At 71.3% G+C, this 13383-nt stretch carries 11 protein-coding genes; 7 read left to right on the top strand and 4 right to left on the bottom strand.

Annotated elements, in window-relative coordinates; translation table 11 throughout:
- Positions 1–191 precede the first annotated feature (191 nt).
- Positions 192–1478: a GAF domain-containing protein gene (locus QZ433_RS01430; protein ID WP_295779667.1), complete on the bottom strand. Its 1287-nt coding sequence runs from the start codon at positions 1476–1478 to the stop codon at positions 192–194.
- Positions 1479–1545: 67 nt separating this feature from the next.
- The gene (locus tag QZ433_RS01425) at positions 1546–2121 is read right to left on the bottom strand and encodes a hypothetical protein (RefSeq protein ID WP_295779666.1); all 576 of its coding nucleotides are present in this window, start codon (positions 2119–2121) and stop codon (positions 1546–1548) included.
- Positions 2122–2233: 112 nt separating this feature from the next.
- Here QZ433_RS01425 and QZ433_RS01420 point away from each other — a divergent pair, with 112 nt between their 5' ends.
- The 3 genes from QZ433_RS01420 to QZ433_RS01410 all read left to right on the top strand — a co-directional run bounded on the left by QZ433_RS01420 (position 2234) and on the right by QZ433_RS01410 (position 4842).
- Positions 2234–3268: an NAD(P)-dependent alcohol dehydrogenase gene (locus QZ433_RS01420; RefSeq protein ID WP_136586392.1), complete on the top strand. Its 1035-nt coding sequence runs from the start codon at positions 2234–2236 to the stop codon at positions 3266–3268.
- Positions 3269–3406: 138 nt separating this feature from the next.
- Positions 3407–3766, top strand: coding sequence for a PadR family transcriptional regulator (locus QZ433_RS01415; protein ID WP_295779665.1), 360 nt, complete (start codon positions 3407–3409; stop codon positions 3764–3766).
- Positions 3763–4842, top strand: a complete 1080-nt coding sequence (locus tag QZ433_RS01410; protein ID WP_295779664.1) for a hypothetical protein — start codon at positions 3763–3765, stop codon at positions 4840–4842. Before QZ433_RS01415 ends, QZ433_RS01410 begins: the two co-directional genes overlap by 4 nt.
- Positions 4843–4988: 146 nt before the next feature.
- Here the strand turns inward: QZ433_RS01410 and QZ433_RS01405 are convergent, their stop codons facing one another.
- Positions 4989–6413, bottom strand: coding sequence for a CCA tRNA nucleotidyltransferase (locus tag QZ433_RS01405; RefSeq protein ID WP_295779663.1), 1425 nt, complete (start codon positions 6411–6413; stop codon positions 4989–4991).
- A 45-nt stretch (positions 6414–6458) separates the two neighbouring features.
- On the bottom strand, positions 6459–7970 hold the full coding sequence (locus tag QZ433_RS01400; RefSeq protein ID WP_295779662.1) for a methyltransferase: 1512 nt from the start codon (positions 7968–7970) through the stop codon (positions 6459–6461).
- A 100-nt stretch (positions 7971–8070) separates the two neighbouring features.
- On the opposite strand from QZ433_RS01400, the gene QZ433_RS01395 reads away from it, so the two are divergent.
- From QZ433_RS01395 to trxA, 4 genes are all read left to right on the top strand, one after another.
- A complete protein-coding gene (locus QZ433_RS01395; protein ID WP_295779661.1) occupies positions 8071–10299 on the top strand; it encodes a DUF6049 family protein in 2229 nt (742 codons plus the stop codon).
- On the top strand, positions 10296–11918 hold the full coding sequence (murJ, locus tag QZ433_RS01390; protein ID WP_295779660.1) for a murein biosynthesis integral membrane protein MurJ: 1623 nt from the start codon (positions 10296–10298) through the stop codon (positions 11916–11918). The genes QZ433_RS01395 and murJ overlap by 4 nt, the downstream gene beginning before the upstream one ends.
- Before the next feature lie 73 nt (positions 11919–11991).
- On the top strand, positions 11992–12978 hold the full coding sequence (gene trxB / locus QZ433_RS01385; protein ID WP_295779659.1) for a thioredoxin-disulfide reductase: 987 nt from the start codon (positions 11992–11994) through the stop codon (positions 12976–12978).
- Between the two features lie 62 nt (positions 12979–13040).
- Positions 13041–13364: a thioredoxin gene (gene trxA, locus QZ433_RS01380; protein ID WP_108319841.1), complete on the top strand. Its 324-nt coding sequence runs from the start codon at positions 13041–13043 to the stop codon at positions 13362–13364.
- Positions 13365–13383 lie beyond the last annotated feature (19 nt).

The raw sequence follows: 13383 nt of genomic DNA, 5'->3' as shown, positions 1-13383 counted from the left end.
ACGATCACGCGGGCGACGTCGCCGGCCTTGACCTCGGCGAGCGCCTCGCGGATGCGCCCCACATCGCGACGGGCGCGGGCTGCCGAGAAGATGTCGAGCGCTTTTTCGTCCATATGTTCACTGTAACCACGGCCTCCGACATCGGGCAGCCGCACGGCGCGTCGCCCGTGGGCACGCGGACGACGATCGCCTCAGCCGCGTTCGAGCCGCTCGATGCGGGCGACCAGACCGGCGCGTTTCGGCGAGCGCGCGGGGAGCATCGACAGGCACAGTCGCAGCACGTCGTCGTCGTCGCGGCCGTCGAGCGTCTCGGCGTAGGCGAGAAGAACGTCGACCCCCGCCTCGGCGATGAGCGCCTCGCGCAGCGCCGAGCGCACCGACTCGCGCACCTCGACCACGCCCGGGGCGTCCGACTCCGGCAGCACGGGGCCGGAGTAGGCCGCCAGGGCGACGCGATGCGCTCCCCGATCCAGCAGCGACAGCATGTGCTGAGCGTCTGTCTCGAGACCGTCGGGCAGGCGGTAGGGACGCGATGCCGGCACCAGCCGCGGCGCGACCGGCACCAGCGCGCGGCGCAGTCTCACCATCTCGGGTCGGAGCGTCTCGACCGCCGCGTGACCGTAGACGGCCTCGCTCAACGCCTCGGCCGAGAGCCCCTCGCGGTGCACCGCCAGCAGCAGGAGGATCTCCGCGTGCCGCGCACTGAGCTCGAGCGTCGAGCCGCCGACCTCGAGCAGAGCGCGATCCCTCCCGAGGATGCGCAGCAGAGCGCGCGACGGCGTCGAACGCTTCGGCGGCGGAGCCTGCTGCGCGCGCAGCCGCGCGACGAGCAGTTCGCTCTCGACCGCGCGGGCCGTGGCATCCACGAGCAACTGCGCCTGCGGGGTGACGGCCTCCAGCCCTCCCGTGACGTCGATCACTCCGAGCAGTCGCCTCGTTTCGGGATCATGGACGGGCGCGGCGGTGCACGACCACGGCTGCACGAGCCGGTTGAAGTGCTCGGCACCGCGGATCTGCACCGACCGGTCGAGGGTGAGGGCCGTCCCCGGCGCCGAGGTGCCCACGGCATCCTCCGCCCAGTTCGCTCCCGCCACGAAGCCCATGTCGCCCGTGAGCGTGCGGATGTGGCGATCGCCTTCCACCCACAGCAGCCGCCCCGCCGCATCCCCCACGGCGACCACGACGCCGGATTCCTCGGCGGTTCCGGGCAGCAGCAGCGCGCGCACCATATCCATGACCCCGGCGAGCGGGTGCGCGCTGCGATAGGCCTCGAGCTCGTCGCTCGCGAACTCGAGCGACGGCAGGCCCTCCGGACCGACGAGGGATGCCAACGACCGCCGCCACGAATCCTGCACGAGCGGGCGCACGTCGGCGAGACGGCGATCCTCGTTTCCCGCGAGAAGCTCATCGTGGGCGCGCGCGATGAGCAGCCCCGAGGTCTCGGGGGAGATCGGCGGTCGCGACCACGGTGAGGGCACGGTACTCCCATCGGCGGTGACGGAGGTGGGTCTCAGTGTAAGTCGGGCGGAGGCCGAACGGCAGGGGTCAGGGCGCGTTGCTCTGCGGGGGGTCGGTCCAGGAGACGACCCGTGCGCGCCGCAGCGGCACCGCCCCGGGCGCCAGGACGTGCGGGATGCCGTGAAACCACGCTCCGCTCACCCCGCGGCGCGCGCACTCCTCGAGCCAGGCGCGGTTCTGCGCCGTCGTGGTCAGCGCGGCGCGGTGCGACGCCCGGTCGAACGGTCGGACCTCGCGTGGATCGAGGGGATCGCCGGTGGCGGTCAGCGTGCGGTCGACGACCACGGTGCCGTCGGGGAGGTCCGCGGCCGGAATGGCCCAGAACTCCATCGGCGGGCGCTCCCGCCCCCGGATGTCGCGCCACGCCGACCAGATCGCGTGCGGATGCACGGGCGAGAGGAACACGACCTCCGTCCACGAGCGCCCGAGTCCCGGGATGACCGTGTCGCGCAGACGCCGCCGCTCCGGAGTGTCGTCGTACTTCGCGAGGGCGCGCCGATGCGCCTCGGGATCGACGCCCGCCAGGTCGCTCAGGGGCAGCAGCGACGACGTGCCCGCCGCGAGGTCGATCCGGGCATGGAAGACGTGACCAGTGGCATCCATCCCCCCACCCTGACGGTGAGAACGGTTCCCGATCAGCGGAAAACGCCGTCAACCCCCGCCCTGGGAGAGGGATCGTGGACGCACGGTGGATTCACCGAGAGAAAGGGATGCCATGAAGGCAGTGCAGTATCGCGAGATCGGCAAAGGCCCCGAGGTGGTCGACATCGAGGAGCCCCACGCGGGTCCGGGCCAGGTGCGACTGAAGGTCACGGCCGCGGGGCTGTGCCACTCGGACTGGTTCGTGATGGACCTTCCCGAAGACCAGTACACCTACGGTCTGCCGCTCACGCTCGGCCACGAGGGAGCCGGCATCGTCGACGAGCTCGGCGAGGGCGTCGAGGGCGTGCAGATGGGCGCGGCGTACGCCATCTACGGCCCCTGGGGCTGCGGTCGCTGCCACGCCTGCGCGCAGGGCGCGGAGAACTACTGCCCCTACGCGGCCGAGATGGGCATCACCCCTCCGGGACTGGGCAGCCCCGGAGCGATGGCCGAGTACGTCATCGTCGACGATCCGCGCCACCTCGCGCCCCTCGGCGACCTCGACCCCGTCGAGACCGTGTCGCTGACCGACGCGGGACTCACGCCGTACCACGCGATCGTCGCGGCGAAGGAGAAGCTCTACCCCGGAGCCACGGCCGTCGTGATCGGCGTCGGCGGTCTCGGACACGTGGGCGTGCAGATCCTGCGCGCCATCACCCAGGCCACCGTCATCGCCGTCGACCTCGGCGAGGACAAGCTCGCCCTCGCCCGCGAGGTCGGGGCGCACCACACCGTGACCTCCGACGAGCACGCCGCCGAGCGCATCCGCGAGCTCACGAACGGCCTCGGCGCCACCGCCGTGTTCGACTTCGTCGGCGTGCAACCCACCATCGACCTCGCGCGCGCCGTCGCCGGGCTCGACAGCTTCATCCACATCGTCGGCATCGGCGGCGGCATCCTTCCCGCCGGCTTCTTCTCCACGCCGATGGGCGCGGCCGTCCGCGCGCCGTACTGGGGAACGCGCAGCGAGCTGATCGAGGTCCTCGACCTCGCCCGCAGCGGCGCGGTCGGCGTCCACGTCGAGCGCTACGGCTTCGACGGCGCCGTGGAGGCCTACGGCAAGCTGCACAAGGGACAGGTGCGGGGTCGCGCGGTCGTCGTCCCCTGAGGCGAGCCTCGAGGGGGCGGCATCCGATCGACGGATGCCGCCCCCTCTGCGTTCCGTCTGGAGGAGCCGCAATTCTCACACTACGCACTACTGCGCACTGCGTGGTACTGTCCGTGGCAGAGAAGCGAAGGGGGCCGCGTGGATACGACGCAGCTGTTGAAAGGGGTGCTGGATGCCGCCGTACTCGCGGTGGTGCAGCACGACGACGGGTACGGCTACGACATCGTGCGACGACTGCGCGAGGCGGGTCTTGGCGAGGTCGGCGATGCATCGGTGTACGGGACGCTTCGGCGTCTGTATTCCGCCGGCGCACTGTCGAGCTATGTCGTGCCGTCCGAGGGAGGACCGCACCGCAAGTACTACGCCATCAACCCGCAGGGCCGCGAGCTGCTCGACGCACAGCGCGCCAGCTGGACGCACTTCGCCTCCGCCATGACGAGCCTGCTCGACGACACCAATCCCACCCCGAAGCTGCGCACGATCGGAGACGCCCGATGATCACCACGACCGTCCACGACGACATCGCGGCGTTCGCCGCCGCGGTCCGCTCCCACCTCGACGATCTGCCCACCGATGAGGTCGAGGACCTGCTCGACGGTCTCGAGGCCGATCTGTCGGACCAGGCCGCCGAGGCGGCCGACGACTTCATGCTCCCGGATGCCGCGACCTACGCCGCGGAGCTCCGAGCGGCCGCGGGACTGCCCGAGCGCGGCACCCCGGCGCGTCGCACCCGCGCATCGATCGTGCAGCAGGTGCGCACCGGCTGGCGAGAGACCGGAGCGGCGGTGCGGAACAACCCGGTCGGCGGGTGGATCCTGGACCTGCTGTGGTCGCTGCGGCCGGTGTGGTGGATCCTGCGCGGCGTCGGCTGGTACCTCCTCGCCTTCCTCGCCGTCTGGCTCGTCGTCCCGAGCATCGGCTACGGCGGACTCGTGACCGCGGTGCTCGTCCTCAACGGCAGCGCGGTGGCCTGGGGCTTCCTTCTGGGCGCGGTGCTGCTCAGCATCCAGTGGGGTCGGGGGCGATGGCTTCCCGCGACGTGGTTGCGGGGCCTGCGAACGGTGGCATCGATCGCCGTCGTCGTCGCGCTGCCTTTCTTGATCGGCGTCTTCTCGAACGCCGTGGCGAGCTACTTCGTGCGCGACACCATGGCTTACGAGACCTACACCCCCGGGCTCTCCGTCGACGGACAGCGCGTGCGCAACATCTTCGCGTTCGACGCCGACGGCAACGCCATCCCGCTGGTCCAGCTGTTCGACCAGGACGGCAATCCGCTCACGACCGTCGGCCGAGACCCGGGGTCGGTCCCGTTCGACACCTATTTCTACGGGGGCGGGGGACCGGTTCCGGTCGCCTACGTCGCGCCCGGGGCCAGGGACACCTGGAACACCTACCCGTTGCGCGAGATCCCGGCCGGGGTGTCGACCTGGGACTGGTCGGACGACATCACCAAGGCCACGGCTGCGCGATTCCCTTTCCCGCGGGTGCAGCCCCTGCCCGCCGAGGTCGTCGGCGGACAGACCGACGCGGTCCCGGATGCCACGCCCACCCCGGTCGCGACGGTCGCGCCGTGAGCGATGGGCCGCGGGTCGTGAGCATCGACCTCACGCATCTCGTGCTCGCGGCACGGGAGCAGACGCGCGGCGAACAGGACTGAGCAGACGACCCGGCGGGGTCGGCGTCGTGCGGAATGAACGCCGACCCCGCCGTCACCGGGTGCTCAGCGCGCGGCCCACCACTCGCGCAGGCGCTTCTCGGCTTCGTCGGCGCCCAACACACCCTCGTCGAGACGCAGGTCGAGCAGGAAGCGGTACGCCTCGCCCACCTCGCGACCGGGCTTCAGGCCCAGGATCTGCTGGATCTTATTCCCGTCGAGGTCGGGGCGGATCGCATCGATCTGCTCCTGCTCGCGCAGCGACGCGATGCGTCCCTCGATGTCGTCGTAGGCGGATGCCAAGCGTTGCGCCTTGCGCTTGTTGCGCGTGGTCACGTCGGCCCGCGTGAGGATGTGCAGGCGTTCCAGCTCATCGCCGGCGTCGCGAACGTACCGGCGCACCGCGGCATCCGTCCACGCTCCTTCGGCGTAGCCGAAGAACCGCAGGTGCAGCTCGACCAGGCGAGACACGACCGTCGTGGTCGCGGCGTCGAAGCGCAGCGCCTGCAGGCGTTTGCGCGCCATGCGCGCACCCTTGATGTCGTGGTGGTGGAAGGTGACGCCCCCGCCGGCTTCGAGACGGCGCGTCGCGGGCTTTCCGATGTCGTGCAGCAGGGCCGCCAGGCGCAGCGCCACGTCGGGGGCGGCATCCGGGTGTCGGCTCTTCTCGAGGGCGATCGCCTGACGCAGAACGGTCAGGGAATGCTCGTACACGTCCTTGTGGTGGTGGTGCTCGTCGACCTCGAGCTTGAGCGCGGGGATCTCCGGCAGGAACTCCTCGATGAGCCCGGTCTCGACGAGCACGCGAATGCCGCGGACGGGATCGTCGGTCTGCAGAAGCCGCACGAGCTCGGCCTGCACCCGCTCGGGGCTGACGATCGCCAACGAGGCGCGCAACTCGGCGATCGCGTCGAGTGTGGCCGGGTCGACCGAGAAGTCGAGCTGCGACGAGAAACGCGCCGCGCGGAGCATGCGCAGGGGGTCGTCGCCGAAGCTGATGGCCGGATCGATCGGTGTGCGCAGGCGCCCGGCGATGAGGTCTTCGACACCGCCGGTGGGGTCGACCAGCGTGCGCGCGGGAACCCGCAGCGCCATGGCGTTGACGGTGAAGTCGCGCCGGCTCAGATCGGCCTCGAGGGTGTCGCCGAACTCGACCGTGGGCTTGCGGGTCACGCCGTCGTAGCTGTCGGCGCGGAACGTCGTGATCTCGACCTGCTCGCCCTTGACGCGCGCGCCGATGGTCCCGAAGGCGCGACCGACGTCCCACTGCACGGACGAGAGGGGCTTGACGAGGGCGAGGATCTCGTCGGGACGAGCGTCGGTGGTGAAGTCGAAGTCGTGCGTCGTGCGCCCCAGCAGCGCGTCGCGCACGGGACCGCCCACGATCGCCAGGTCGCGTCCGGCCTCGGCGAAGGCGCGGGCGACGGTGGCGACGACGGGATGGGCGGCGAGCTCCTCAAGACGCGCGAGACCCTCAGCCATGTTCAGCATGCCTTCGAGCCTAACGAAGGCCGCTGACAGCGCCTCTCGGGCGCCTCAATCCCCGAACGACACGAAACCCGTCACGAGCAGCTCGCGCACGCGCGGCAGCAGATCGGCCCGCAGGTGCGCGGCATCCACCTCCATCAGCTGCGCGATCGCGTCGATCAGGGTTCCGACCGGCAGATCGCCGTCGCACGCCCCGACGAGGGCGGCGAGGGCGGGGTCGACCTCGAGCGTGCGCGCGAAGCCCCCGCCCTGGCGCAGTTCGATGACGGACGGGTCGCCCTCTCCGGGGCGGTGGTGACGCGCCTCGGTGACGTCCGGGGCGACGCGCAGCACGCTGTCGGCGAGGTCTTCGTCGTCCAGCAGCGCCGCGCGGTCGTGCGCCGCGAGGCACGCGGCGAGGTGGGGGCCGAAGCCGCCCTCGCCACCGCCCGCGACGCGCTCGAAGCGCGAGAGCGTCGGCGCCCCGGCCAGCGGCTTGCGCAGCAGCACGTAGCCGAAGCCGACGCCGGTCACCCCGCGCCGGGCGAAGTCGTCGAGCCACGCGTCGATCAGCCGTGCGTACTCCGGTGTTCCGGGGACCGTTCCGCCGTCGCGGACCCACAGTTCGGCGTAGGCGAGCGGGTCGAGCACCTCGCGCTCGATCACCCAGGCATCCAGCGACGGGCCGACCCACGCGCGGACGCGGTCGAGGCCCGACTCTTCGCCGTGGTACTCCCAGTTGCCGAGCGACTGGGCGACTCCGCCGGGCGCGAGGTGCATCCCCACGCCCTCGACGACGGCGGCCACGAGAGCGTCGCCCTCCAGACCGCCGTCGCGGTATTCGTAGGCGGGAACGCCCTCGACCCGGGGCGTGATGACGAACGGGGGATTGGATGCCACCCGGTCGAACGCCTCGCCCGCCACCGGATCGAAGAGCGAGCCGTGCCGGGTCTCGATGCCGTCCACGCCGTTGAGCAGGGCGTTCAGTCGCGTGAAGCGCAGGGCGCGTTCCGAGATGTCGGTCGCGACGACGCGGTCCACCAGTCGGCGCAGCCGCAGGGCTTGGATGCCGCATCCCGTGCCGAGGTCGAGGGCGGTACCGCCGCGGCGGGTCAGCTGCAGGCGGGCGAGCGTCTGCGAAGCACCGCCGACGCCGAGCACGTGGTCCTCGGGCAGCGGACCCTGCAGCGCGGCCTCGTCGAGGTCGCTGGCGATCCACCACTCCACCTCGCCCGCGTCGTCGGCGAAGGCCTGCGGCCGGACGAGGACGGCGGGCGCGATGCCGTCGCCGGTCCGCACGGCCAGCCCGAGCTGAAGGGCGCCGGACACGGTGAGCGACGGCAGGGCCTTCTCGACGAGCGCGTGGGGTACCGGCATCCCGAGCCCCCAGAGACGCCCCAGGACGGCAAGGGCATCGTCGCGGCCCTCCAGCGCCCGCGCCGCGGGGCCGCGCAATCCGCGCGCGAGGGCGTCGTCGGCCGGGGCGCCCCACGCCTCGCGCAGGGCGGCGCTGTCGTAGCCGGCGGAGCGCAGATCGGCCGCGAGGGCCTGACACAGCTGGGGATCGGGTTCGGGGAGCACCGGACCATTCAACCGTCTGCGCGAGGCTATCGGGGGGCTCGAAGCAAGGCGGGCCTAGACTCGTGGCGGTGCGAGGCCCCCTCGTCCCGCCGACGATCGTATGACTGCGACCTCCCCGCCTTCGGGCTCACCCGTGCTGCGGCGCTCCCTCACGCGCCGGCTGCTGGCGACCCTGGTCGCCGGCGCCCTGGCCCTGGGTGTCGGCCTGCCCGCGACCGCCGCAGCGGCGGCCACCCCCAGCCCGTCCCCGTCGGCGTCGCTGTCGCCGGCCGTGCTCTCCGCGGCTCCCGCCGCGAACGGGGTCCTGCGCGCCGGCGAGACCCTCTCGGTGGTCGCCACGATCACGGGCGGGTCGGTCGCCACCACCGCGACGCCCCTCGCTCTCTCGATCGGTGCCGCCGGGCTCGCCGACGACGCCGCCCTCGACCGCTGGCTGAGCGGCGATTCGACCGGGGTGACGCTGCAGCAGGTCGCCACGGGAACGGTGGATGCCGCCGCCTCCGGCGCGCAGAGCACCACGACCCTGTCGACCCCCGCCACCGACCCGGCGCTGGCGAACCGCGCCCCGGGGGTCTATCCCGTGCTCGTGAGCGGCGCCGGGCTGAGCGCGCCCAGCGTGGTGGTCGTCCCGTCCGAGGCCGCGCCGCAGACGCCGGTGGCCGTCGTCGTCCCGATCACCGCCGCGCCCCTGACCCGGGGACTGCTGTCGGCGAGCGAGCTCGCCGAACTGACCGCGGTCGACGGGGCGCTGTCGGCCCAGCTCGACTCCGTCGACGGCACGTCGGCCACGCTCGCCGTCGACCCGGCGATCCCCGCCTCGATCCGCGTCCTCGGCTCCGCGGCGCCCCCGACGGCCGTGTCGTGGTTGCAGCGGCTCCTCGCCCTGCCGAACGACCGCTTCGCCCTGCAGTTCGGCGACGCCGACGTCGCGGCGCAGCTGGCGGCGGGACTCGCGGCTCCGCTCGCGCCCACGTCGCTGCAGAACTACATGTCTGCGGCCGATTTCACGCAACCGGCGCCGGCCGTCTCGGCCGTGTCCTCGCCCGAGCCGTCGGCCACTCCGACGCCCGGCCAACCGGCGTATCCGTCGCTGTCGAGCCTCGTCGACATCGGCGACGCGACGCCGAACATCTTCTGGCCCGCGACGGGGAGCGCCGGCACCGAGACCGTCGCCGCCCTGGCCGCCCTGGGCACGGCGGACACTCCCTCGCACGTGCTCGTGGCATCCACCTCGGTGAACGGCGGCGGTCGTCAAGCCGCCGCGACCGTCGGGGGAGTGTCCACTCCGGTCTACGACGCCGAGGTGTCGCGCGCCCTCGCCGCGGCCGCGGGACAGAACGACACGACCCGCCGTGGCGCGTCACTCGCCGCCGCGCAGGGCTACCTCGCCTTCGCGCGTGCCGCCGCGGGCGCTCAGCCAGTTCTCGCGGTCGTCGACCGCGGCACCGATCGTTCCCGCGTGAGCCTGCGCGCGACGCTGGGGCTGCTGACGGGCGCCCCGGGCTTCGCCCCCACCACCCTGCGCGACGTGGCGGCGCTGCCGGCCTCGGAGGTCTCGCTCGCCGCCCCCGCGGTCGATCAGGCCCGCGTGAGCGAGGTGGGTGACCTGCTCGCCGACGAGCAGGTGATCGACCGTTTCGCCTCGATCCTCGATCAGCCCGAACTGCTCACCGGACGCGAACGCGCCGAGATCCTGCAGGTCATGAGCGTCGGATGGACGGGGGATGCCGCCCGCCAGGCCGTCTCGGACCACCGCGCCCAGACGCGCACGACGCTGGACTCCGTCGGCATCCTGTCCTCCGATTTCCGTCTCGTGAGCTCGAGCGCGCCCCTGCGGCCGTGGGTGCGCAACGACCTGCCGTGGCCGGTGACCGTGGTGCTGTCGGTGCGGACGAACGACGCCCGCCTGCGGGTGCAGGAGCGCACCACGGTCGAAGCCCAGGCGTCGGCGAACACCCGTATGGAGGTCCCGGTCGAGGCCCGCATCGCCAACGGCGAGGTCAGCGTCGACTTCCAGCTGCTGAGCCCCACCGGCGTCGTGATCGGCTCGCCGCAGGCCGTCGACGTCGAGGTGCGCGCCGAGTGGGAGAACATCGGCCTGGTCGTCATCATCGCGCTGATCGTGGGCTTTTTGACCCTGGGCGTCGTGCGGACGGTCGTGCGGCGCCGCCGGACGCGGGCCGCAGAGACCGGTTCGGTTCCGGATGCCGACACCCCCACCGACGGCATCGCGCTGAAGGACCAGCACGCCGACGGCCGCGCCGACGCCGACCCCGACGACATCGACACCCCCCTGGCCACCGACACCCCGCAGGAGAGCCGCCCGTGAGCAGTATCGGACGGGCGAGTGTGCTCATCGGAGCCGGAACCATCGTCTCGCGCGTGAGCGGGCTCCTGCGCACCATCGTCCTCGTCGCCATCGTCGGGTCGGTGGGCACGGCGGCCGGTGACGCCTTCGGCTTGGCCAATCAGCTGCCGAACAACATCTACACCGTCATCTCCACGGGTGTGCTCACCGCGGTGATCGTCCCGCAGATCGTCAAGGCGGCGGCGCACGCCGACGGCGGCCGGGCGTTCGTGTCGAAGCTGTTCACGCTCGGGACCGTCATCCTGCTGGCGGCGACCGCTCTGGCGATGATCGCGGCACCGTTCATCGTGACGGTCTACATCGACCCCGCGAAGGTCCAACCCGATCAGATCGCCCTCGCCACGGCTTTCGCCTACTGGTGCCTTCCCCAGGTCTTCTTCTACGGCCTGTACGCGCTGCTGGGCGAGATCCTCAACGCGCGCAAGGTGTTCGGGCCCTACACCTGGGCTCCGATCGTCAACAACATCGTCTCGATCCTCGGTTTCGGCGCGTTCCTGCTGATCTTCGGCGGCCCCAGCCCCGACGTCGTGCAGTGGACACCGACGATGATCGGCATGCTCGGCGGGGTCGCCACGGGCGGGATCGTCCTGCAGACCGTCGTCCTGCTGATCTTCTGGCGCCGCGCGGGCCTGCAGCTGCGTCCCGACTTCCACTGGCGGGGAGTGGGACTGCGCCACATCGGGCGCCTGGCCGGGTGGACGTTCCTCATGGTGATCGTCGGCCAGCTCGCCGGCATCGTGCAGACCCGCGTGCTGTCGGGGGCCTCGGGCACCGGACCCGCCATCATCGCGTCGCAGAACGCCTGGCTGGTGTTCATGCTGCCGTATTCGATCATCGTGCTCTCGATCGGAACGCCCTATTTCACGCAGTTGAGCGAGCACGCGGCCGCCGAGCGCCATGACGAGGTCAAGGCCGACATCGTCCGCAGCATCCGCGTCCTGGGGCTCTTCATCGTCGCCGCCACCGCCGCCCTTGCGATCGCCGCGGTACCCGCCACTCGCGTCTTCACCAACGGCGCAGACGAAGCCCTCGCGGCCGCACCGCTGCTGCTGTGCTTCCTGGTGTGCCTCCTCCCGCTCGCGGTGCTGTTCGTCGTCCAGCGCACGTTCTACGCCTACAACGACACCCGCACGCCGTTCTTCTTCACCCTCGTCCAGGGCGTGCTGGTCGCGGTGACCGCTTTGGCCGCCGGGGCCGCCGCCTCCGCCGGTGTCGTCCCGATCACGCAGCTCGCCGCGGCCGTCGCGCTGGGCCAGTCCTTCTCCAGCATCGTGCAGGTCGTCATCGCGACGATCATCCTCGACCGGCGCCTCGGCGGCATCGGAATCGGGCAATGGATGCCACAGCTCCTCCGTTTCGTCCTCGCCGCCGTCCCCGCGGCTGCGGCGGGGTGGGGTGTCGTGCTGCTCTGCGGCGGCACGACCGGGTGGCTGGCGTCCGACAAGATCTGGGGAGCGCTGGGCGCCGCGCTGGTGGGAACCGTCGTCCTGGCCGTGTATCTCGGCATCCTGGCCCTGTTCCGCACCCCCGAACTCGCACCCGCGCTCGCTCTCGGGCGGCGCTTCCTGCCCAGGCGCTAGCCCCCGTGCCGCGGAATATCCCGGGGCTAGCATGGGTTTCATCCGGCGGAATCAACGAAGGGAACGCGCTACCGTGCGTCACGTCATCATCATCGGATCCGGCCCCGCCGGCTACACGGCCGCCATCTACGCGGCCCGCGCCAACCTCGCGCCGCTCGTCGTCGCGAGTTCGGTCGAGGCCGGCGGCGACCTCATGAACACGACCGAGGTCGAGAACTTCCCCGGCTTCCCGGACGGCATCCAGGGCCCCGACCTCATGGCCAAGATGCAGGCGCAGGCCGAGCGTTTCGGCGCCGAGGTGCTCTACGACGACGTCGTCTCGCTCGAGCTCGACGGTCCCGTCAAAAAGGTCACCCTCGGCAGCGGCAAGGTCGAAGAGGCCGTGTCGGTCGTCTACGCCACCGGCTCGGCCTACCGCAAGCTCGGTCTCGAGGGCGAGGACCGCCTGTCCGGCCGCGGCGTCTCGTGGTGCGCCACCTGCGACGGCTTCTTCTTCCGCGACCGCACGATCGCGGTCGTCGGCGGCGGCGACTCGGCCATGGAAGAGGCGAACTTCCTCACCAAGTTCGCGTCGAAGGTCTACATCATCCACCGCAAGGACACGCTGCGTGCGTCGAAGATCATGCAGGAGCGCGCGTTCGCGAACCCCAAGATCGAGTTCATCTGGAACAGCGCCGTCGACGAGATCCTCGGAGAGGATGCCGTGAACGGTGTCCGTCTGCGCTCGACGGTCGACGACACCGTGCGCGAACTCCCGCTCGACGGTCTGTTCGTCGCGATCGGCAACGACCCCCGCACCCACCTCGTGCACGACAAGCTCCAGCTGACGGACCAGGGCACGATCTGGGTCGACGGCCGTTCGTCGCGCACTTCGGTCGAGGGTGTCTTCGCCGCCGGCGACGTCATCGACCCGACCTACCGTCAGGCGATAACCGCCGCCGGCAGTGGAACCGTCGCCGCACTGGATGTCGAGCACTTCCTCGCCGCTCGCGGCGAGGCCGGCGAGCCCGCCGTCGCCGAGAGCCCCATCGAGGGGCTTCCCGACGCGGCTGTGGTCTGAGGAACAAATCCGCCTTCACCGGCGTTTTCATCTACTGACGCTCTTATCTAAGGAGAAATCACATGACCGCCAAGGCGACGACCTCCGCCACGTTCGAGCAGGACGTCCTGCAGGCCGACGGACCCGTTCTCGTGGACTTCTGGGCCGAGTGGTGTGGACCGTGTCGCATGGTCGCCCCCGTCCTGGACGAGATCCAGAACGAGAACTCGGGCAAGATCACGATCCTCAAGCTCAACGTCGACGAGAACCCCGATCTGGCGATGAAGTACCAGATCACCTCGATCCCCGCGATGAAGGTCTTCCAGGGCGGTGAGGTCAAGACGACCATCATCGGCGCCAAGCCCAAGTACGCGCTCGAGCAGGACCTCGCTCCGTTCATCGGCTGAGTCCTCATCCTCGAAAGCC

This window comes from uncultured Microbacterium sp., assembly GCF_913776565.1.
Taxonomy (GTDB): domain Bacteria; phylum Actinomycetota; class Actinomycetes; order Actinomycetales; family Microbacteriaceae; genus Microbacterium.
This window is presented reverse-complemented; position numbering and strand designations above follow the sequence as displayed.

Bases quoted from the DNA above. Each gene is read 5' to 3' on its own strand.
- QZ433_RS01425 (WP_295779666.1), bottom strand. From the start codon at position 2,121: ATGGATGCCACTGGTCACGTCTTCCATGCCCGGATCGACCTCGCGGCG.
- QZ433_RS01420 (WP_136586392.1), top strand. From the start codon at position 2,234: ATGAAGGCAGTGCAGTATCGCGAGATCGGCAAAGGCCCCGAGGTGGTC.
- QZ433_RS01410 (WP_295779664.1), top strand. From the start codon at position 3,763: ATGATCACCACGACCGTCCACGACGACATCGCGGCGTTCGCCGCCGCG.
- QZ433_RS01395 (WP_295779661.1), top strand. From the start codon at position 8,071: ATGACTGCGACCTCCCCGCCTTCGGGCTCACCCGTGCTGCGGCGCTCC.
- QZ433_RS01405 (WP_295779663.1), bottom strand. From the start codon at position 6,413: ATGCTGAACATGGCTGAGGGTCTCGCGCGTCTTGAGGAGCTCGCCGCC.
- trxA (WP_108319841.1), top strand. From the start codon at position 13,041: ATGACCGCCAAGGCGACGACCTCCGCCACGTTCGAGCAGGACGTCCTG.